Consider the following 21,433-nt stretch of genomic DNA (forward strand, 5'->3'; position numbering starts at 1 on the left):
TCAATTCCTACAAAGCGCCTTCGTGCTTTAAAAGCCACAACTTAATTTGGCGGTAAAGGCCAGACGAATTCTCTTTCATAAACCCCCCAATACCTTGAGCAGAGACAACTCGATGGCATGGTGCAATTAAGGGGTAGGGATTTGCACCGCACGCCGTTCCTACAGCTCGCGCCCCACTCTTCATTTTTTTTGCCACTTCCCCATATGTTTTGGTTTTACCAACTGGTATTTCTTGAATACAGGCCCACACTTTTTTCTGATGCTCTGTGCCAGACGGTTTGATGATGGGTAAATCAAATCTCCAACTAGGATCCTTAAAGTAGGCTGTACATTGAAATGCAACCTCCTTTGCCAAGGCATTCTTAGGAAGGCTTAATTTGGCATCATGCGGCAAATAATCAATCCCGGACAACATCAAACTTCCATCGACTAATTCTGTCGAAATCCCAAGCCGCCCAAAAGGTGCTGCAATAACGCAATAGCTAGCACCTTCGCCTTGTTTTAGGGTATTTGATCTTGCCATAGCAAATGATTCTGACACAAACAAACAGTCAAGATGACAGGTCTTTACTCTATGACTATAGCATGCCAAATAGCACTTTGCTATATTGGCTCATCCTCACTTTTTTCAAGCATACCTCATGGACACCTTTTTTGACGATTGGCCGTTTTACAGCCAAGTTGCTCTAGTCCTATTTTTCCTTGCGCTCTCTGGCTTTTTCTCTATGGCAGAGACCAGTATGCTGTCTTCCAATCGCCATCGTCTCCGCGCTATGGCCAATAGTGGTAATGCTGGCGCAGCATTAGCTGAAAGACTCTTAAAGCGCATTGATTCATTACTCTCAGTGCTACTCATCTCAAATAATCTGATAAATACAATTTTGCCAATTTTAGTTACGGGCATTGCTCTTCATGTATTCGGTGACAGCGGCTTCGTACTATCAATTGCTACCCTTGTAGCAGCTTTACTCATCATCATCTTTAGCGAGATCACCCCCAAGGTAATTGGCGCTGCGTTTCCCGAAAAAATTGCCTCCAACGTTGGCTGGCTTATCTTGCCGCTCACTTTTGCACTAAAACCCTTGCTCTGGTTTAGCAACAGCTTTGTGTCGGGATTAATGAAAGTATCAGACCTGCAATCCTCATCCGATAGTAGAGCCATGAGTAAGGAAGAGTTACGCAGTTTGGTATTGGAATCAAATCGTTTTGTATCTAATCATCACCGTAATATTCTGCTCAACTTATTCAATCTAGAAAATATAATCGTTGATGACGTCATGACACCGAGATCTAAGATAGAAGTATTGGATCTCTCAAGACCAATTGATGAAGTAGTACAGCAACTGGAAACCTGTTATCACAATAAATTACCCGTCAGCGACGGTGACTCAGATCGTATTATTGGCATTCTTTCAGTGAAAAAAGCCTTATCTCTGCTTGGCGACACAGACTTAAAGCATGAAGATTTTAGAGCTTTACTAAATGAGCCCTACTTTATCCCTAGTGGCACCCCTGTTTTGCAGCAAATGCAATTTTTCCAAGATAACCAGCAACGATTAAGTTTGGTGGTGAATGAATATGGCGAGGTTTTGGGCTTAATCACCTTTGAAGATATTGTTGAAGAACTCATTGGTGAATTCACCACCTCTTTCTCAAACTTGTCGACGGACCCTCGCTGGCTGAATGATGGGACTTACCTAGCAACAGGCGGGGCATCCTTGCGAGATCTCAATCGATTGCTCAATCTCAATCTGCCATTGGATGGACCGCGCACTTTAAACGGTCTTATTTTGGAAAAGCTAGAGGCCATTCCCGACCACAACGTCAGTATTCGCATTGCCGGAATAATCATGGAAATTGTCCAATTTGATGAACATGGCGTAAAGACAGTGAAACTTTATCGTTCGACCACTCTGGCCCAAGATCAAGATTGAGCGACACTCATGATGACTCACTCATTATTCGGACCTGGCATGAAACTACTATTCATGCCATCCATGCTAGAGCGAGTGATATTCATATTGAGGCTGGTACTGAGGCCACTCTAGTCCGCATACGGGTGGATGGCCTTCTGCAAATACAGTCACATTGCCCCATTGATCTACACGATCGACTCATTACACGAATCAAGGTTCTTGCACGTTTAGATATTGCAGAAAAGCGTCTTCCCCAAGATGGACACTTGAGTATTGGTCACGACTTCTCCAAACCTAATATCGATTGCCGCGTATCGATTTTGCCCACACTGTATGGCGAAAAGGCAGTCATTCGCATATTGCCAAACTGTGTTGATGCCCTTAATCTAAAAGAAACTGGTCTTTTGCCCTATTAACTAGAGATCTTCCAAAAGGCTTTGTCCCAATCGAATGGACTCATTTTGGTGACGGGACCAACAGGCAGCGGAAAAACTCGAACTTTGTATAGCTGCCTACACCAACTCAACCAAGAGCATCGCAATCTATGTTCAATAGAAGATCCTATAGAGATTCGGTTAGCGGGTGTCAATCAAGTGGCATATCACCCGCGAGCAGGTTTAGATTTCCCAATCATTATTCGCGCCCTTCTTAGACAAGGCCCTGATGTCATCATGATTGGTGAAATACGCGATGCAGCTACTGCGCAATTAGCAATTCAAGCAGCACAAACTGGGCACCTGGTTTTAAGTACATTACATAGCCGCAATGCTCGGGGTGCAATTACTAGACTTAAAAATCTTGGAATTGATCGGGAGGCAATTGAATCCTGCTTATTGATCGTGAGCTCGCAGCGTTTAGTGCGCAGAATCTGTCATCACTGCTTCAAATTTAATTCCGAGCAGAGAAAGATATGTCCTGTATGCAATGGTGCCGGTTATTTTGGACGCATTGGAATTCATGAAGTCTTAGACAAATCCCATCTTTCGGACCCCGCTATTCCTGCCATCTCTATGCATGAAGCTGGATTAGCGCATATTCGGGCAGGCGCTATTACTCCAGCATCTTTAGCCTCAGAAGTCAGCTCATGGCATTAAAAAAGCAAGATCAACTTCGCTTTGCCGAACAACTTTTAACCCTGCTGGATGCTGGTCTACCCCTTCTAAATGCGATAGAACTAATTCATTCCACAGCCCCAAATGCTTGGCTATCTTGCTTAGGTAATGTTCATATACAACTCAAAAATGGGGAGAGTTTTTCACGGTCCCTACAAAACCAAAAAAATCAATTCTCTATTGAGTTCATCAATCTGATTAAAGTAAGCGAACGAACGGGTGACTTTAGCTTGGCACTTAAAACGATTAGCTAGCAGCTTGAGGCTCAAATTGAGTTACACCGAAAAATTCAGCAATCCATGAGCTACTACCCCTCATCACTCTGACAAGCGCATGCCTTTTGGCGATTCTCATGATGATTTGGGTGGTGCCCGTCTTTAAAGAGGTTTTTGACCATTTTCAAGCAGATTTACCTGGATCCACTAAAGCATTGATTGACACATCCTCCTGGCTCGAAGAATTCTGCATTGAAATAATTTGCACTCTATCAATCTTTACGGCCCTTTTTGGCTTTGCATGGTCCAAACTTCCTAGATTACAAAAGTATTGTGATCGAGCAAGTTTCTGCATACCTTTAATTGGCCAACCCCTCAGGCTGGCAACACTGACCTATTGGTGTAGAACTTTGGGGCACCTACTCAGGTCTGGGTTACCCCTCCTAGATGCCCTGAAGGTCACAGCCCAATCATCAAATCACTGGCTAAGCCACGACTACAGCGCTGAGATATTCAAACATTTGACTCGTAGATGGTCTCTCGGGGACGCAATAGCTAAAGCAGATCCCAAGTGTCTTTTGTTTGACTTAGAAACATTACAGTTACTAAAAATTGCCTCCGAAAGCGGTGCGTTTGCTGAAATGCTGCAAAAACGCTCCATGGTTTTGGGGTCTCGATTGAGCAATCAGCTAAGCACCTTAAGCCAAAGCTTAGAGCCTTTATTAATCATTGTTGTTGGAATTATTATTGGCAGTCTAGTCATCGTTCTCTACCTGCCCATTTTTAACTTAGGACAGATTGTTTGATGAGTGGTACTTTTTAGTGTTTTTACTGGCATCATTGACCCGTTATGGTTAATGACCCATCAAACCCTTCGATTTCAACAACTGGTTTAGCCCTTTTAAAGGGGTCGATACCCTTTGTTGGCCTTACCGGTGGAATTGGCTCAGGAAAAAGTGCGGTTAGCGACGAACTATCCAAACTGGGAGCTGGCGTAATAGACACCGATCGAATAGCCCACCAGATCACCGCTCCAAACGGTATAACCATCCCATTGATTCAACAGCAGTTTGGTACTGACTTTATCAATTCTGAAGGTGCGCTCATTAGGGACAAAATGCGCTCCCTGGTATTTTCAAATCCAGAGGCGCGAAAGACCCTAGAGGCCATCACTCACCCATTAATTCGTGAGGAAACTATTCGGCAGACCAAGCTACTGCTAAAAACAAAAGTGCCATATATCGTTTTTGTGGTTCCCTTATTGCTTAAGTCTGGTAATTGGCGGCCATTGCTTGACTGCTTGGTGGTGGTGGATTGCTCAAAAGAAATGCAAATTAAGCGAGTGATGCAGCGCAGCAAATTACCACGAAAAGAGGTTGAAAGAATCCTTCAAGCCCAAATTAGCAGACAAGAGCGACTAGCAAGCGCAGATTTAGTGATTGAAAATCAAAGCTCGCTAGAGAACTTAAAAGCAGCAGTGGTCAAGTTGCATCAAAAAATCTTACAGATTCAGGAAGGTCGGCTCAGTTCGTCATAGAATATGGGCTTGTGATTGTTTACGAATACCCTTTCAATGAATTAGTTCGAAGCATGCTTCGGCTGGAGTATTTGTTCGCCCGTTTTAATCACTTTATCCGATCTGACGATCCCGAATTACATCACAACGCTATCTCTATTTTGTTTGATCTCGGAGATATTGGAGCCCGTGGCGACATTAAGTCATTGCTCCTCAAAGAATTTGAACGTCAAAAATATTCGCTTAATGGATTAAAGTCATCACAGAAAGTTGACCAAGAAGCACTTACACAAACACTTTCAGAAATTGACAATGTTGTAAGCAGTATTAACCAATCCGCTGGCAGGCCGAATTCTGTCATTACGGAAAGCGAATGGTTAAACGCTATTCGCACCAGATTAAATATTCCAGGCGGCACTAGCCCAATCGATTTGCCCAGCTATCACGCCTGGAAAAATAGCCCCACCACTGAGCGTCGTGAGTTGCTAGAAAAATATATTAGCCCACTCTTGCCATGGCATGAAGCATGTCAATTATTTTTGCGTCTATTGCGTCAATCGGGCAAAGCTAAAGATGTCATTGCTCACAATGGTTCTTTTCAGCAGGCGCCTTCTGGCAAGGTGCATCAATTAATGCGGATTGCCCTTGAAGATGAGGCCTTGTTTTCAGAGATTAGCGCTAATAAATATTTACTATCCGTGCGCTTCCTCAAGTCTGAGCGAGATAAAAAAGCACAATTGGTGAATGCAGACATCCCTTTTAAGCTAACCCTCTGTCAGCTCTAAGATAAAGGGCTCTAAGCCTTTCCAGCATTGGCCAAGCGGCTGGCAATAAAGGTTCTACAGTAGGCTTTTCCGCTGCAAGCAACTCCCAAGATAAGGCTTGATTCTCGCAGCCTTTAGGAGCGCCATTCCATTCGCGAATAATGCTGACATGTAAGCGCACATAAGCATGCGGGTAGTCATGTTCTAAAACAGTCAACTCTTCGCTTGATTGAATATTGATGCCGAGCTCCTCCTGAAGTTCGCGTTTAAGGGCCTCAAAAACAGTCTCCCCTTTTTCAATTTTTCCGCCAGGCACTTCCCAGTAACCAGCATAGGGCTTGCCTGCTGGTCTCTGCCCCAAAAGATAACGACCTTTATCATCGAGCAATATTCCTGCTGCCACTTCAGTAATGGGGCGCTGGTTATCATTCATCAAAGTGATTCGCTTTAAGCTTGCGAACCAGCCCAATGTTTAGCAAATTGCCAAGCAACTCGACCCGAACGTGAGCCACGCTCTAATGCCCAAACTAATGCCTCAGAACGGGCAGACTCAATTTGCGCAGAACTTAAACCAAAATGTTGCAGCCAATGAACCACGATAGCTAAGTACTCATCCTGCTTTGGCGGATAGAACGACAACCACAAACCAAAACGTTCGGATAATGAGATCTTTTCTTCAACCACTTCACCCGGATGAATTTCGCCATCGTCGTTATGAACATATGTTTCATTGTCTTTCATATATTCCGGCAATAGGTGACGGCGGTTGGATGTGGCGTAGATCAAAATATTATCAACCTGTGAAGATACTGAGCCATCCAAGGTTGACTTCATAGCCTTGTATCCAGATTCACCATCTTCAAAGGATAGGTCGTCGCAAAAAATGATGAAGCGCTCAGGGCGATCTGCCAACAATTCTGTAATATCAGCCAAGTCGGCCAAATGCTCTTTCTCCACTTCAACTAATCGCAATCCTTGGCTAGCAAACTCATGCAAGCTGGCTTTAATTAAGGAGGACTTTCCAGTTCCCCGAGCGCCCGTAAGCAAAATATTATTTGCTGGCTTCTTGTGAATAAAATTTTTAGTGTTATCGCGGATTGCATCGCGCTGACGATCAATATTCTGCAGGTCTTCAAAAGTGATGTCGGCCACATGCTTAACGGGCTGTAAAAATCCAATGCTGCCAAAAATACTGTCTCTGCGGCGCCATCTATAAGCTGTTGAAGATTTCCATTGCTCTTCAGTTAAGGGCTTAGGTAGGAAAGTATCGAGATGATCTAAAAGACGGTCTAATTTCTCATTCATATTTAATCCGCTTTTTATGAGCGGTAGTCTGCATTAATGGATACGTACTCATGAGATAAATCGCATGTCCATAAAGTTTGCCTAGCCGTACCGCGACCCAAGTCAATTTTGATGGTAATTTCTGAAGCCTGCATCACGCGTTGACCATCTGCTTCCTGATAATCTGGATTGCGGCCACCATCTTTCGCCACCCAAACATCGCCCAGCCACATTTGGACGTGACTTACATCCAAATCTGCAATGCCGGCATAGCCAATCGCCGCTAAGATTCGACCGAGATTTGGATCACTCGCAAAAAAAGCCGTTTTTACTAGAGGTGAGTGCGCAACCGCCTTTGCAACTAAGCGGCACTCCTCGGGAGTTTTTCCACCTACAACCTCAATCGTCATTAATTTAGTCGCGCCCTCTCCATCGCGGACAATCATTTGAGCTAGCTTTTTGGCTAGGGCAATTAATGCATCACGCAGAACTTCATAACTGGAATCATTGACTGATTGAATCTGCACCGCAGACTGGCCAGTAGCCATAATGATGAAAGAGTCATTGGTCGATGTATCACCATCAATGGTGATGGCATTAAAGGAAAGGTCAGCAATTTCACGAGTAAGGTTACCCAAAATACCTGGCGCAAATCCAGCATCCGTAGCAATAAATCCCAACATAGTTGCCATATTCGGATGAATCATGCCAGCACCTTTACAAATACCAGTAATGGTTACTGCACCAGCAGGCAATTGCACTGTAGTTGAAGTAGCCTTAGGCTGAGTATCGGTAGTCATGATGGCTTCAGCTGCATCAAGCCAGTTATCCTCACCAAGGTTAGCTACCGCCCTTGGTAAGGCAGTAATAATTTTTTCAATTGGAAGTGGCTCAAGAATCACTCCTGTTGAAAAAGGAAGAATTTGCTCTGGATGAATGTCTAGGTCCTTTGCCAAGGCTGCGCAGGTTTCTAAAGCATGTCTCATGCCCGATTCGCCCGTTCCAGCATTTGCATTGCCTGTATTGACTACAAGAGCGCGAATTTCACCATTACACCCCTCTTGCGCTAAATGTTCGCGACAAACTTGGACTGGGGCAGCGCAAAAGCGATTCAGAGTAAAAACACCAGCTACCTGTGAACCAGGGGCTAAAGTCATCACCAATAAATCTTTGCGATTGGCTTTCTTAATTCCAGCTTCAGCAATGCCCATCTCAAAACCTTTAACAGGCTTGAGTTCGGCTTTTTTGGGGAGGGATAGATTAACGGCCATAAAAGTACTCTTTGAATTGGGATCAATATTAGTTTTGAGGGCTAGCCTCCACCCCTGCGAGTATAAAGATCATATCGCCACTAGTGCTGGCATCTGCAACTTCGATATCCGCTTCAATGCTGTTTTTTGTTTGGCGGCAAATTACTTGCCAAACTGGCAAACAATTTCAGGGTGATTTTCATCACTAAAGCTTAGTTGAACTAACTAGATTGTGCTTGTCCAGCACCCAAGTAGGCATCCATGGCCTTGGTAGGGGTCACCCATTAAAGTCTCTTTCCAACCACCCAATGGAACTTTCCTTGAATTAAACCCCTCAGCACACCTATATGGTCAGTGCTTCCAACACAAGTAGCGCCAATCAAGACATCCCCCAAAAACTCTAGACGTAGGTACTTATACTGCGGCAAATCAACCAGCTCAACATGATCACCACCCTTAGCGCCAGACCATAATCCAAAGGAAGAAGAAATCAGCCCTAAAGTATCTAAAATATTAATTTGTAGTGCGCCCAAACTCTCACAATCACCACCAGTCATGGCTATTGCAGCTATTCTGGCCTGCTCAGCAGCATTAGGTTGAATTGCATTCACTATTCGCTCACCAGTTGAAAAATCAATACCCTCAGCCACATCTCCTGCGGCATAAATATCATGTTGTGAAGTTTGCATCACCCCATCTACCAAAATTTCGGTTTGAATTTCAATGCCAGATGATTTTAAATAAGCAACATTTGGTCGTACGCCAGTTGCAGAAATAACTAAGTCAACCTCAAGTGATTTTCCATTGGAAAGCCTTACAGTCAAACCAGCATTAGTCTTAGTAATGGCATCTACTTTGGTGTTGGTATGTACTTGAACACCTTTTTCTTCAACCCATTTTTTGATCATGCCACCAGCGACAGTTGTCATCATGCGCGGCACCATTCGATCACCCATTTCAACTACCGTTAGGTCTACCCCTCTACTTGCAAGCGCTTCCAAAATGATGCAACCAATAAAACCCGCTCCCATTTGCAAGACACGTGAGCCCGGTTTAGCCAATTTTGCAATTACGCGTGCATCCTCCATAGTCCAGCATGGATGTACGCCAGGCAAATCGATACCAGGAATTGGTGGCTGAACAGGAATAAATCCTGTTGCAATCAGCAACTTGTCAAATGATATGGACTGACCGTCTTCTAACTCCAGCTTCTTTAATTTCGGATCCACAGAACTTACTTTCCCGTGGATCTGCTCAATCTTGAGTTTTTGAAAGTGCTCAGGATCCTTGCGCAGATAGGTGCCAGACTCTTGAATATTACCCATGAGTAAATACGGAATAGCCATTCGAGAGTATGGAGGCACATCCTCAGATCTAATCATCATAATTTGATCATCAGGCACTCGCTTACGAATGATTTCGGCGGCAATAACACCTGCTGGGCCATTACCCAAAATGACATGCTTCATGACTTAAGACTCAAAGACCTAAACGTTTCAACGTTTCAGCGCTCGGACGACCCTCTGCATCCCATCCACGAACCTCGTAATACTCAGGAAGCATCTTATCTAGGCCACTCACCGCACCCTTACCCGGACCGGTTTTTGCTGCCTCTTCCATTAAACGCTTGGGCAACTTATCGTCTTTATTTGTAAAGCCGGCACGATTATTAAAGTCTCTCTCCATATTTCAAATGCGCTCACCAATAGTTGTTAAGTTTTCAACCGTAAACTCGTCACCACAGGCAGCCTGTAACTGTGGAGTAACGTCAGCCAGCGTCCAAGCGAAACTTGTAAAGATGCAAATTCCAGCTGAATCAAAAGCAGCTGTAGCATCCTGAAAAGCCTTCACCAGCGCCGGCTTGCCCCCTGTTTCAGTTGGCTCAGTTTTAACAAGAATGCCCAATACTTCAGATACAATGGTGTAACCACGAGGATGGCATGCACCACGATTTGATGTGGCATAAGCCAAACCGATACCCTGAATTACCCGTCCATCGTAAGCAGGAAATTCTTACCCCTTAACACTCATTGAAAGATCTGGGTAACCATACTTTTTGGTTAGACGTGCCGAACCAAGGCCTATTTCTTTCCCAAACCCAATTCCTTCAGTTGTGATTTCAGCTAAATAACACAGTGCTTTTGCTGACCCAAATGGAGCTTCAATACCAATTTGCTCCTTAGTTAAAACACCCATTTCATATAGTTCCATTACGGCCCCAATGGCAGCGCCAAAAGAAATAGGATCTAAACTTTGCTCGTTGCATAGCTGGTTTGCGTATTGCAAGGTCTCTAAATCATTTACACCATTCGCAGCACCAAGAGCCCAAGCTGCCTCATACTCAAGCCCGCCAGAGGCATGCATATGCTGAGGTTTATTCTCAATAGAGAAATGGGTGTCATCAATTTTGGAAATACGTCCACAGGCAATAGTGCAAGCAAAACAAGCTTGATTTGTGACTAAATGTGTTTTTCCATCACTCCCACGAGGTTCTGCCCCATAGCCTCAGCAGAAATATCTTTAGCGCCCTCAAACTGAACATCTTGATGGTTGCGAGTAGGGAGTGCACCCACCTCATTGATGACGTTTATCAACACTTGAGTGCCATAGGTGGAGAGGCCTTGACCGGTAACAGCATGACCAGCCAAAACCGCCTTGCCCGCGGCCATTGACTCCATAAATGCTTTAGGGTTTTTTAGATTACCAACACCCTTAGTGCCGCGAACTGCTATAGTCTTTAAATTCTTGCTGCCCATGACTGCGCCAACTCCTGAGCGGCCAGCCGCACGATGCAAATCATTCACTATTGCTGCATACAGCACTTGGTTTTTACCGGCGCGCCCAATACAAGAAACGCGTATTTGCGGATCTTGGCGCTTAATTTTGATCGTAGGCTCTGTTTCCCAAACTGATCTTCCCCATAAGTCAGAGGCATCGATTATCTCTGCCTTATCGTTTTCTATATAGAGATACACCGGCTTAGGCGATTTACCCTCAAATATCACCATATCCCAACCAGCCATCTTTAGCTCCGCGCCCCAATAACCACTAGAATTAGAGCAAGCAATCGCTCCTCCCGTTAATGGCCCCCTTGGTGACGACGGTGTAACGACCTCCTGTAGAGGCGGTAGTGCCAGTTAGTGGGCCAGGTGTAGCCCAAATAATTTTATTTTCTGGAGATAGCGGATCCACCTTAGGATCTATCTCTTCGACTAAATATTTGGATGCCAAACCACGTGAACCCAAATACTCTTTGGCCCATTCCATATTTAAAGGTTCAGATTGGCAAGTGCCCTTGCTTAAATTAACGCGAAGAAGTTTTCCAGCCCATGACATGATATTTTTCCTATGCTTTCTAGTTAGCGCTATCTTGATTGCCGAGCTTATCCGCCCATTCACGCATTTTGTCTAAACCAGTCCAATTTGCATCTATATAGGTAATTGCTTGGGTTGGACATGCTGTTGCACGGGCCGGATCTCCCCCACACAAGTCACATTTCTGCACTTTACCAGTCTCCTGAACATAGTTAATGGTTCCAAAAGGACAGGAGATTGTGCAAACCTTACAACCAACACATGTATCGTCAGAAACGACTTTTACGCCCGTTACTAAATCCACTCGAATTGCATCCACAGGGCAGGCTTGAAGACACCAAGCTTCATCACACTGAGTGCAGGTATAAGGAGTTTTCTTGCCAGTTTTATGAAATTCAAAAACCTTAATTCGAGACTTAGAGGTATTGAAAACGCCATAGTGCTCGTATAACTACAGGCCATTTCACACTGAAGACAGCCAGTGCATTTATCTACGTTGATGTGCAGGGACTTTTGCATGACGATTCCTTTTGCTCATAAATGCAATTTTTTGCATATTAGCGAACATCATCATCGAAATTGATTTGCGTAGATAGCTAGGGAAACCCCTGAAATGACCTTTTTCAAGCCAAAAGAAATGGGGGCACAAGACCCCCACAAAAGTGTATGTTGTGACTACTTAACTAAACTAAGGCGCCGCAACAATTCTTATACTTCTTGCCACTGCCACATGGGCATGGATCGTTGCGACCAACCTTTGGTCCAGTTCGCTGAGGAGCCGGTTGAATATCAATGGCAGCACCTCGATCACCAGTTGAGCCAGCAACTTCTCTATCTGGGTCAGCATGCTGATATTGAACGTCTGATAGTTTAGCCAAGTCATCATTCATCGACTCAGAGGCTTGATCTAATTCATTCGCGCTTCTAGTCTGCACTGTCATGATGCTTTTCACTACAACATTCTTAATGACATTTAGCAATTCACCATATAACTCGAAGGCTTCACGACGATATTCTTGTTTTGGATCCTTCTGAGCATAACCACGCAAATGAATACCCTGACGCAAATGATCCAAAGCTGCCAAGTGTTCACGCCAGTGACTATCCAAGCTATACAAGAGAACTGAGCGCTCAAAACCAGCAAAAGATTCACGACCGCAAAGTTCAATCTTCGCATCGTAAGCTTCTTTAGCGGCCTGCAAAACTCGATCAACAATTTCTGCGTCATCAACGGTCTCAGCACCCTCAACCCAATTCTCGAGATCTATCGTAAGATCCCATTCACTGGATAAAACATTTTCTAATCCAATGAGATCCCACTGTTCTTCCATAGATTCAAGGGGCACATAAACTGCGCATACTGAGCGCAATACATCTTCACGCAAGTTAGCAATTAATTCGCCAATGTCATTACTCTCAAGCACTTCGTTTCTGAGGCGATATGTTTCTTTGCGCTGATCATTTGCAACGTTGTCATATTCAAGTAACTGCTTACGAATGTCGAAGTTACGACCTTCCACTTTGCGCTGCGCAGATTCAATAGAGCGCGTAACCATTCCAGCCTCAATTGGCTCACCATCAGGCATCTTGAGACGATCCATGACAGCGCGCAAACGATCACCCGCGAAAATCCTCAGAAGTGCATCATCTAGCGAAAGATAGAAACGGGAAGAGCCAGGATCACCTTGACGGCCAGAACGACCTCGTAATTGGTTATCAATACGACGGCTCTCATGACGCTCGGTACCGATGATATGTAAACCACCCGCCGCGAGTACCTGGTCATGAATGCTTTGCCACTCGTCTTGCAACTGCTTAATCTTGGCCGCTTTTTCTGACCCTGCAATTGTGTCATCTGCCTCAATCAAGGAAGATTGCTTGCCAACATTACCACCCAAAATAATATCAGTACCGCGCCCTGCCATATTGGTGGCAATCGTGATCATTTTTGGACGACCTGCCTGAGCAATAATTTCCGCTTCACGAGCATGCTGTTTCGCATTCAATACCTGGTGCGGTAACTTGCGCTGATCAAGCAACTTCGCGATCAACTCAGAATTTTCAATTGATGTGGTACCTACCAAAACCGGCTGCCCGCGCTCGAAACACTCTTCTATATCTTTGATGACAGCATCGTAGCGTTCGCGTGAAGACCTATAGATTTGGTCTTGCTTATCTTTTCTTTGACTAATACGATTTGGAGGAATAACAACCGTCTCCAAGTTATAAATTTCCTTGAATTCATACGCCTCCGTATCAGCAGTACCAGTCATACCGGCCAGCTTGCCATACATGCGGAAATAATTTTGGAAAGTAATCGTCGCTAAGGTTTGATTCTCATTCTGAATCTGCACGCCTTCTTTTGCCTCGACAGCTTGATGCAATCCATCCGACCAACGTCGACCCTGCATTAAGCGACCAGTAAATTCATCCACAATAATGACTTCACCATTCTGAACCACATAATGTTGATCACGGTGATATAAAGAATGTGCACGTAGAGCTGCATACACATGATGCATCAAAGTAATATTTTGTGGCGCATAGAGAGAATCACCATCATTCAAAGCACCGAGCTGAACCAATACAGCTTCAGCCTTGTCATGACCTTGCTCTGTTAAATAAACCTGCTGAGACTTCTCATCCACCCAATAATCGCCTGGCTTCTCAACGCCAGTACCATCCGCCTTCTCTTCGCCAATTTGACGTTCTAAATGAGATGGCAATGCATTTATCTTAATGTAGAGATCTGTGTGATCTTCAGCTTGGCCAGAAATGATCAATGGAGTTCGAGCTTCATCAATCAAAATGGAGTCAACTTCGTCAACAATTGCATAGGCTAAGCCGCGCTGTACACGTTGATTCAGATCCTGAACCATGTTGTCGCGCAAGTAATCAAAACCAAATTCGTTATTAGTGCCGTAAGTAATGTCGGCGGCGTAAGCTTCCTGTTTGGTAGTGTGATCCACCTGGGATAAGTTCACGCCCACCTTCATACCCAAGAAGTTATAAAGCTTAGACATCCACTCAGCATCACGTTGTGCCAAATAATCATTGACCGTAACAACATGCACACCCTTACCAGTGAGTGCATTTAAATAGACAGGAAGAGTTGCAGTTAAGGTTTTACCCTCACCAGTCCCCATCTCTGCAATTTTTCCTTGGTGCAAAGCCAAACCACCAAGAATCTGGGCATCAAAATGGCGCATTTTCATAACGCGTACACTTGCCTCGCGAACAACCGCGAAAGCTTCAGCAGCGATATCGTCTATTGACTCTCCTGCTGCTAAACGGGATTTGAATTCCGCAGTTTTTGCAGCAAGCGCGGCATCATCCAAAGATTGCAGGCTTGGCTCAAAAGCGCCAACCTTGGCAACGACTTTGCGATACTGTTTCAAGAGGCGGTCGTTTCGGCTGCCGACCAGGGTTTTAAGAAGACCGATTGCCATGGGATATTGAAGAAAATTAAGTCCTTGAGTTTATCACCCGCAACCCCTATTTTTATGAACTTTGCCCCTAAATCATCCCACAAGCATACCGCCCACGACTGGATGGATTACTTACGTGAATCTAATGGTCTTGGGCAAGTTTTAGCAAAAACAGAGGATCTAGCCAAACTAAAGGTCAGTGTTGGCGCCGCCCTGATTAAGCTTGACTTAGGCCACCTAAGCCCCAAAATTGAGGCTGGATGGCGTTCCGGCTCCCAAGATGAGCTATTTTTACTGGTCAGTAACGCTAGTATTGCTAGCCGCTTACAGCAAATATTACCTAGCTTAATCAATGAGTTAGCTAATTCCGGTATGCCTTATAGGGCGATTAAGGTAAGAGTAAAACCCGCTCCACCTGCCTGGGAGGTAAAACCCCGCTTAGACCCGCAATTTGAAAGACCGAGGGGACTTAATGAAGTGGCTAAAAAATCCTGGGAGTCTCTTTTAGAAAGATTAGGCCCAGATTCTGGCTTGCGTTCCTCTATTGAAAAACTACTTAAAAATAAGCCTAAGTAGTTAAAAACCCCTTAAAAAAGAGGGGTTGGCTTTCTTGAGAATATGCTGCTGGGGCCTTATTTTCGGCAAAAGAGCAAATTTCATAAGCACTTGGATCCTCCAAAAGCTTACGTAAAAGTGCGTTAGTGAGAGCATGGCCAGACTTCTCGGCAACATAGGCACCCACAATAGGGCGCCCAATGAGATAAAGGTCGCCAATGGCATCTAAAATTTTGTGTCGCACAAATTCATCTTCATAACGAAGTTCTTCGTTATTCAAAATTCGGTGTTCATCTAAAACAATGGCGTTATCCAAACTGCCACCACGTGCTAGACCCATTTCACGCAATGCCTCTACCTCATGAGCAAAACCAAAAGTGCGGGCACGACCAATCTCACTACGATAAGCATGTTCTGCAAAGTCGACGATAAAGCGTTGACCGGTTTTATCGACTGCGGGATGTTTAAAGTCAATTGTAAAATCTAACTTGAATCCAAAGAACGGCTCTAGTCGCGCAAGCTTATCGCCCTCGCGTACCTCTACTGGTTTTTTCATCACTAAAAATTGACGAGGTGCATTTTGCTCAGCAATGCCAGCGGATTCAATCAGAAACAAAAATGAAGCAGCACTACCATCCATGATGGGTACTTCTTCGCCATCAAGTTCAATCAATAAATTATCCAGTCCAAGACCTGCACATGCTGAAAGCAAATGCTCTACTGTAGAAACGCGAATACCATCTTTTTGTATGACAGAAGCTAATCTTGTGTCACATACCGCAAGAGCCGTGGCAGGAACTACAGATTGATCTGGTGTATCTACTCGTACAAACTGTACCCCCGAATTAATAGGCGCGGGCTTAATAGAAATCGTCACCTTACGACCAGAATGCAAGCCAATTCCCACGGTTTTAACCGGGGTTGCAATGGTTCTTTGCTTCGTCATGATGACATCTCTAAATTCAAGGGTTTAGTCAGTTAATCAATGCAAATTACAGTTTTTTGAGGATTGAGGCAGCATCACTCACCTCATACTTGCCTGGTGCTTCACGATCCAATGACTTCACTACGCCATCTTCAACAATCATTGCATACCGATCAGAACGTACACCTAGACCATGAGAAACCAAGTCCAACTCTAAGCCGAGTTTTTTGGTGAACTCACAACTACCATCGCCTAGCATACGAATCTTTTTACCTACCTTTTGATCACGTCCCCATGCACCCATTACGAATGGATCGTTTACAGAAACACACCAAATCTCATCAATACCCTTTGCCTTAATAGCGTCGTAGTGCTCAACATAACTAGGCACATGTTTAGCGGAACAAGTAGGCGTAAATGCACCAGGTAAAGCAAAAATAACAATCTTTTTACCTGCAGCTAATTTCTCAACTTCAAAAGCATTAGGCCCTAAAGAGCACCCTTCGCTCTCTTCATCAAAAAATTCGTAAAGAGTAGCGTTCGGTAATTTTTGTCCAACAGCAATCATGACATCTCCAGTAAATAATTATTAGTAAGCATGCCAACGCTAGCGCGGGATTCGGCGTCCGGAGGGGCGCCGCGCTGGCATTTTGCAATTACCTATTGTATTAAGCAGTCAATTAATCTGCTTGCTTGCGTAAAAAGGCTGGGATTTCATAGTAATCAGCCCCTTTATCCAACATGGATTTAGCCTGAAGTGAGCTGTCTGCGCCTAATGTAGGTGCAGGAGTCGCTTCACGAGAGCTACGAAAAACTCGCGGTAAATCATACTGGCTGTAATCAACCCCGCCACTTGCTGATGGACTTGGGGCTGCAGGCGCAATACCAGAACCTGTTAACGCCATTCCTGCGCTAGCATCTAAAGCGGAATCCACATTCGCTTTACTCATGACCGCTGATGCGCTAGCAGGAGCAAAACTATTTAAATCCGCCATGGTTGGCATTGCATCATGTGTACCAGTAGCCTGTCTCCAAACCACTTCAGGCTGATTATTTTTGCATGCCTGAGGATTATTCAAGCCAGTAGCAACAACAGTCACACGCAAGGCATCACCCAAACTTTCGTCATATACAGTACCGAAAATCACAGTTGCATCATCTGCAGCATATCCGCGGATTGCAGCCATCACTTCACGAGTTTCAGACAACTTCAATGAACGGCTAGCTGTAATGTTTACCAATACGCCACGTGCACCAGATAAATCAACGCCTTCCAGCAATGGTGATGCAACTGCAGCTTCAGCAGCTAAGCGTGCACGATCCATACCAGAAACAGTTGCTGTTCCCAGCATCGCTTTGCCTTGCTCGCCCATTACCGTCTTTACGTCTTCAAAGTCAACGTTAATCAAACCTTGAACATTGATAATTTCCGCAATGCCAGAAACAGCGTTATGCAACACATCATCAGCACAAGCAAATGCCTTATCAAACTCAGCGTCTTCACCCATCACTTCAAAAAGTTTTTCATTGAGAACAACAATGAGTGAATCTACATACGATTCGAGTTTAGAAGCACCGTTCTCTGCCACCTTTAATCGCTTCACTCCCTCAAAATCAAATGGCTTACTGATTACACCAACAGTAAGAATGCCCATCTCTTTTGCTACTTGAGCTACGACTGGGGCTGCTCCTGTTCCGGTACCACCGCCCATACCTGCAGTGATAAATACCATATGTGCACCTTGCAATGTATCTGCAATGCGAGCGCGAGCTTCTTCAGCAGAAGCAGCACCAATTTCTGGTTTAGCCCCAGCGCCTAATCCGCTAGAGCCCAATTGCAAATTCACAGATGCCTCAGAACGCTGTAAAGCGCCAGCATCGGTGTTCATGCAAATGAACTCTACTCCGCTCACTCCGCGACGGATCATATGCTGGACAGCATTACCACCAGCGCCACCGACTCCAACCACTTTAATGATGGTCTTGCCAGCTGTTTCTTGATCTAACATTTCAAATTCCATATACCCTCCTAGGTAAGAACGTACTACATTGACGACGACGAAAAAAACTTAAAAATTTCCTGCGAACCATTCCTTCATGCGCGAGATCACTCCTTGCAGAGCACCCGATTGAGAAACTCGACGACCACGCAGTAACTGGACCTGGCCTTCCATCATCAATCCAATGCTGGTGGCATATCTAGGGCTACGCAAAACCTCATGTAAATGTCCGCGATATTCAAGTGTACCAACGCGAGCGGGTCTTAAGAAAACTTGCTCAGCCAACTCCACCATGCCTGGCATTAATGCAGTACCGCCAGTCAGAACAATTCCAGAAGAAACCATATCTTCGTAACCAGAATCACGAACTACACCTCTTACTAGCGTAAATAATTCTTCAACTCGAGGCTCAATAATTGCTGCGAGAGCTTGCTTAGACATTGGGCGCGGCTCACGATCTCCCACACCAGGAACATCAATCATTGCAGTTGGATCTGCCATCTCTTGACGCGCGATGCCATAGGTAATTTTCAAATCTTCCGCATCAATGGTTGGCGTACGCAATGCCATGGCAATGTCATTAGTAATTTGATCGCCTGCGATAGGAATAACAGCGGTATGGCGAATTGAACCATGACAATAAATAGCAATGTCTGTTGTGCCACCACCTATATCCACTAAGACGACGCCAAGTTCTTTCTCATCTTCAGTTAATACCGCTAGACTTGAAGCCAACGGTTGCAAAATAAGATCATTTACCTCAAGACCGCAACGACGTACACACTTCACAATATTTTGCGCAGCACTTACTGCTCCGGTAACAATGTGTACCTTTACCTCTAAACGCAGACCACTCATACCAATAGGTTCACGTACATCTTCTTGCCCATCAATAATGAATTCTTGAACGAGGATATGTAGGATCTGCTGATCAGTTGGAATATTGATTGCTTTTGCTGTTTCTAAAACACGCTCCACATCGCCAGGACCAACTTCTTTATCTCGTATTGCAACCATGCCACTAGAGTTAAAGCTCACAATGTGATTACCTGCAATACCAGTAAATACTTGCACGATCTGACGATCAGCCATCACTTCAGCCTCTTCAAGCGCTTTCTGAATTGACTGAACAGTAGCTTCAATATTGACTACAACACCTTTTTTTAGACCTTTGGACGCTGTTTGACCAACCCCAACTACATTGAATTGACCATCAGGGGCTAATTCGGCCACCAAGGCAACTACCTTGGAAGTTCCAATATCTAAACCAACCAAAATATCTCGATTGTCTTTGCTCATTGTTTCAACTCACTTTTTTTCCATCTACTTCATTTTTCTTCAAACTTACAGAGGCAAGATGAACAGCAAAACCATTTGCATAACGTAAATCGACTGCATCAATTCGGTTAGCCCACTTTTCTTGCACTTGAGGCCAATACTTAAATAAACGTGCAACACGCTCCTCAGTTAAATTTTTGTCGGAGCTTTCCTCATCGCGCCCAAACTCAACCTTCATTCCATTGGAGAGCTTGACATGCCATGCATAGCACTCAGTAAGGGCAAGACTAGTTACTTCTGCACCCCATGGCTTAAACCAGTTGTTAGCTTTTTCATAAAGACTCATTACTTCTTTGCCCGCATCTGCAGGACCTGAGAAATCGATCAGACGTATATCCTCACTCACATCAGAAACGCGCCCAGAAAATAGCTCGCCATGTGTATTCATGAGGGTGTGACTTTCTGATCCACCCCAAGTACCAAATGGCTTCTGCTCCTCGATACTCACTACCAATCCATTTGGCCAGACCCTACGTACATTGGCATGTCGTACCCAAGACATACTCTCAAAGCCACGCTTCACATCCTCTAGGCATACGCTGAAGAAATTACCCTGCACCGTTTCTAATACTTGTTGCTTCACAATCGACTTATTAATATGTTTCAACGTTTGTCCAGCGACAGGTTCTATTTGAATTTGTTTTAAAGCAAATACTGGTCGTTGACTTAACCAAGCCAATATGCCCGCGACTAACATCACCATGAAACAACGCATCAATAGACGACTCAGCTTCTCCATGCGATCAGAGTGATCCCAAAAAGGAGCCATCAACATAGAGAAAATTTCACCAAATCGGTCCATGAAGTTGCTCATGAAGGAGCGCCCTCTCTTTGCAGCAATGTTTGGCTTAATAGCCAAAGCACTAAATCTGCGTAATCAACTCCAACAGCTTTAGCAGCCATTGGCACTAAAGAATGCGAAGTCATGCCTGGTGAAGTATTCATTTCCAGCAAATAAGGTTTGCCTGTTTTTTTATCCAACATCACATCGGCACGACCCCACGTGCGGCATCCTAAAGCCTTATATGCAGCTAAAGCTAACTCTTGAACAGCTGCATTGACTTCTGGCGCAACCCCAGTGGGGCATAAATACTGAGTTTCATCTGAAAAGTACTTATTATGAAAATCATAATTTGCTTGCGGTGGAATAATTTTGATTACTGGCAAAGCCTCAGCAGATTTCCCATAACCAGCTAACGGACAAGTTAATTCATCGCCAATAATGCAGGTCTCTGCAACCACTTTATTATCCAATCCAGCAGCAAGCTTGTATGCGGCGGGCAATTCTTCCACTGATTTCACTTTAGTTAAACCCAAAGAGGAGCCTTCATGTGCGGGCTTCACAATTAACGGCAAACCCAAATGCTGTACAACTGCATTCCAATCGCTTGTTGCAGTTAGTTCCTCATACTCAGGAGTAGATAAGCCGTTGCTCATCCAGATCTGTTTTGTTGCAATCTTGTCGATAGCTAAAGCGGAGGCCAAAACGCCACTGCCGGTGTAAGGCAAACCTAACAACTCTAATAAACCTTGAATGGTTCCATCTTCACCAAAGCGACCATGCAGAGAAATGAAAATGCGATCAAATTTTTCTTTGGCCAATTCTGTAGGGCAACGTAAGCCCGTATCAAAGGCATGTGCATCAATACCCTTCGACAGTAATGCATCTAAAACACCATTGCCAGACATTAGAGAGATTTCTCTCTCGCCAGACTTTCCACCAAGCAAAACACCTACTCGACCCAAAGACTTCACATCTAAGCCAGCTAAGCTAGCCTGCACGCGTTCACCCCAAGAACTCAAATTTGCATCCAT

Annotated in this window: 18 protein-coding genes and 3 pseudogenes; 7 read left to right on the top strand and 14 right to left on the bottom strand. The window is 44.5% G+C overall.

Going from position 1 to position 21,433, the window contains the following annotated elements; translation table 11 throughout:
• Positions 1-7 precede the first annotated feature (7 nt).
• On the bottom strand, positions 8-523 hold the full coding sequence (locus DXE37_RS09870; RefSeq protein ID WP_114637371.1) for a methylated-DNA--[protein]-cysteine S-methyltransferase: 516 nt from the start codon (positions 521-523) through the stop codon (positions 8-10).
• Positions 524-641: 118 nt separating this feature from the next.
• Between DXE37_RS09870 and DXE37_RS09875 the strand changes: the two genes are divergently transcribed.
• From DXE37_RS09875 to zapD, 6 genes and pseudogenes are all read left to right on the top strand, one after another.
• Complete coding sequence (locus DXE37_RS09875; protein ID WP_114637372.1) at positions 642-1,934, top strand: HlyC/CorC family transporter; 1,293 nt, start codon at positions 642-644, stop codon at positions 1,932-1,934.
• A pseudogene (locus tag DXE37_RS13115) lies at positions 1,931-3,010 on the top strand (GspE/PulE family protein). Before DXE37_RS09875 ends, DXE37_RS13115 begins: the two are co-directional and overlap by 4 nt.
• Positions 3,001-3,282 carry a type II secretion system F family protein gene (locus DXE37_RS13120; RefSeq protein ID WP_114637373.1) on the top strand — a complete coding sequence of 94 codons (282 nt, stop codon included), beginning with the start codon at positions 3,001-3,003 and terminating at the stop codon, positions 3,280-3,282. The pseudogene DXE37_RS13115 and the gene DXE37_RS13120 overlap by 10 nt, the downstream one beginning before the upstream one ends.
• A gap of 98 nt (positions 3,283-3,380) precedes the next feature.
• Positions 3,381-4,049 carry a type II secretion system F family protein gene (locus tag DXE37_RS13125; RefSeq protein WP_114637374.1) on the top strand — a complete coding sequence of 223 codons (669 nt, stop codon included), beginning with the start codon at positions 3,381-3,383 and terminating at the stop codon, positions 4,047-4,049.
• A 44-nt stretch (positions 4,050-4,093) separates the two neighbouring features.
• The gene (coaE, locus tag DXE37_RS09895; protein WP_114637375.1) at positions 4,094-4,780 is read left to right on the top strand and encodes a dephospho-CoA kinase; all 687 of its coding nucleotides are present in this window, start codon (positions 4,094-4,096) and stop codon (positions 4,778-4,780) included.
• Between the two features lie 53 nt (positions 4,781-4,833).
• Complete coding sequence (gene zapD, locus DXE37_RS09900) at positions 4,834-5,544, top strand: cell division protein ZapD (protein ID WP_269460337.1); 711 nt, start codon at positions 4,834-4,836, stop codon at positions 5,542-5,544.
• Here zapD and DXE37_RS09905 read toward each other — a convergent pair.
• The 7 genes and pseudogenes from DXE37_RS09905 to secA all read right to left on the bottom strand — a co-directional run bounded on the left by DXE37_RS09905 (position 5,519) and on the right by secA (position 14,821).
• Positions 5,519-5,956: an NUDIX domain-containing protein gene (locus DXE37_RS09905; protein WP_114637599.1), complete on the bottom strand. Its 438-nt coding sequence runs from the start codon at positions 5,954-5,956 to the stop codon at positions 5,519-5,521. The genes zapD and DXE37_RS09905 overlap by 26 nt on opposite strands.
• A 14-nt stretch (positions 5,957-5,970) precedes the next feature.
• On the bottom strand, positions 5,971-6,828 hold the full coding sequence (locus DXE37_RS09910; protein WP_114637377.1) for an ATP-binding protein: 858 nt from the start codon (positions 6,826-6,828) through the stop codon (positions 5,971-5,973).
• A gap of 14 nt (positions 6,829-6,842) precedes the next feature.
• On the bottom strand, positions 6,843-8,078 hold the full coding sequence (gene argJ / locus DXE37_RS09915) for a bifunctional glutamate N-acetyltransferase/amino-acid acetyltransferase ArgJ (RefSeq protein WP_114637378.1): 1,236 nt from the start codon (positions 8,076-8,078) through the stop codon (positions 6,843-6,845).
• Positions 8,079-8,341: 263 nt separating this feature from the next.
• Complete coding sequence (locus tag DXE37_RS09920) at positions 8,342-9,526, bottom strand: NAD(P)/FAD-dependent oxidoreductase (protein ID WP_174221038.1); 1,185 nt, start codon at positions 9,524-9,526, stop codon at positions 8,342-8,344.
• A 10-nt stretch (positions 9,527-9,536) separates the two neighbouring features.
• Positions 9,537-11,393 (bottom strand): annotated as a pseudogene (locus DXE37_RS14460) (aldehyde ferredoxin oxidoreductase family protein).
• A 19-nt stretch (positions 11,394-11,412) separates the two neighbouring features.
• Positions 11,413-11,891 (bottom strand): annotated as a pseudogene (locus DXE37_RS09930) (4Fe-4S dicluster domain-containing protein).
• Positions 11,892-12,055: 164 nt separating this feature from the next.
• Positions 12,056-14,821: a preprotein translocase subunit SecA gene (gene secA, locus DXE37_RS09935; RefSeq protein ID WP_114637379.1), complete on the bottom strand. Its 2,766-nt coding sequence runs from the start codon at positions 14,819-14,821 to the stop codon at positions 12,056-12,058.
• Between the two features lie 24 nt (positions 14,822-14,845).
• Between secA and DXE37_RS09940 the strand changes: the two genes are divergently transcribed.
• Positions 14,846-15,376 carry a hypothetical protein gene (locus DXE37_RS09940; RefSeq protein WP_231971328.1) on the top strand — a complete coding sequence of 177 codons (531 nt, stop codon included), beginning with the start codon at positions 14,846-14,848 and terminating at the stop codon, positions 15,374-15,376.
• On the opposite strand, the gene lpxC is transcribed toward DXE37_RS09940, so the two are convergent.
• The 6 genes from lpxC to DXE37_RS09970 all read right to left on the bottom strand — a co-directional run bounded on the left by lpxC (position 15,369) and on the right by DXE37_RS09970 (position 21,433).
• Positions 15,369-16,301, bottom strand: coding sequence for a UDP-3-O-acyl-N-acetylglucosamine deacetylase (gene lpxC, locus DXE37_RS09945; protein ID WP_114637380.1), 933 nt, complete (start codon positions 16,299-16,301; stop codon positions 15,369-15,371). The two genes, DXE37_RS09940 and lpxC, sit on opposite strands and share 8 nt — an antisense overlap.
• Positions 16,302-16,347: 46 nt before the next feature.
• Positions 16,348-16,848: a peroxiredoxin gene (locus tag DXE37_RS09950; RefSeq protein WP_114637381.1), complete on the bottom strand. Its 501-nt coding sequence runs from the start codon at positions 16,846-16,848 to the stop codon at positions 16,348-16,350.
• A gap of 112 nt (positions 16,849-16,960) precedes the next feature.
• Positions 16,961-18,301, bottom strand: coding sequence for a cell division protein FtsZ (ftsZ, locus tag DXE37_RS09955; protein WP_114637382.1), 1,341 nt, complete (start codon positions 18,299-18,301; stop codon positions 16,961-16,963).
• Positions 18,302-18,349: 48 nt separating this feature from the next.
• The gene (gene ftsA / locus DXE37_RS09960; protein ID WP_114637383.1) at positions 18,350-19,579 is read right to left on the bottom strand and encodes a cell division protein FtsA; all 1,230 of its coding nucleotides are present in this window, start codon (positions 19,577-19,579) and stop codon (positions 18,350-18,352) included.
• Positions 19,580-19,583: 4 nt separating this feature from the next.
• Positions 19,584-20,432, bottom strand: a complete 849-nt coding sequence (locus tag DXE37_RS09965) for a cell division protein FtsQ/DivIB (protein WP_114637384.1) — start codon at positions 20,430-20,432, stop codon at positions 19,584-19,586.
• Positions 20,429-21,433 (bottom strand): D-alanine--D-alanine ligase, encoded by a 1,005-nt coding sequence (locus DXE37_RS09970; RefSeq protein ID WP_231971404.1) that lies wholly within the window; start codon positions 21,431-21,433, stop codon positions 20,429-20,431. Before DXE37_RS09970 ends, DXE37_RS09965 begins: the two co-directional genes overlap by 4 nt.

The sequence above is a fragment of the Polynucleobacter necessarius genome, from assembly GCF_900095205.1.
Classification (GTDB): Bacteria; Pseudomonadota; Gammaproteobacteria; order Burkholderiales; family Burkholderiaceae; genus Polynucleobacter; species Polynucleobacter necessarius_E.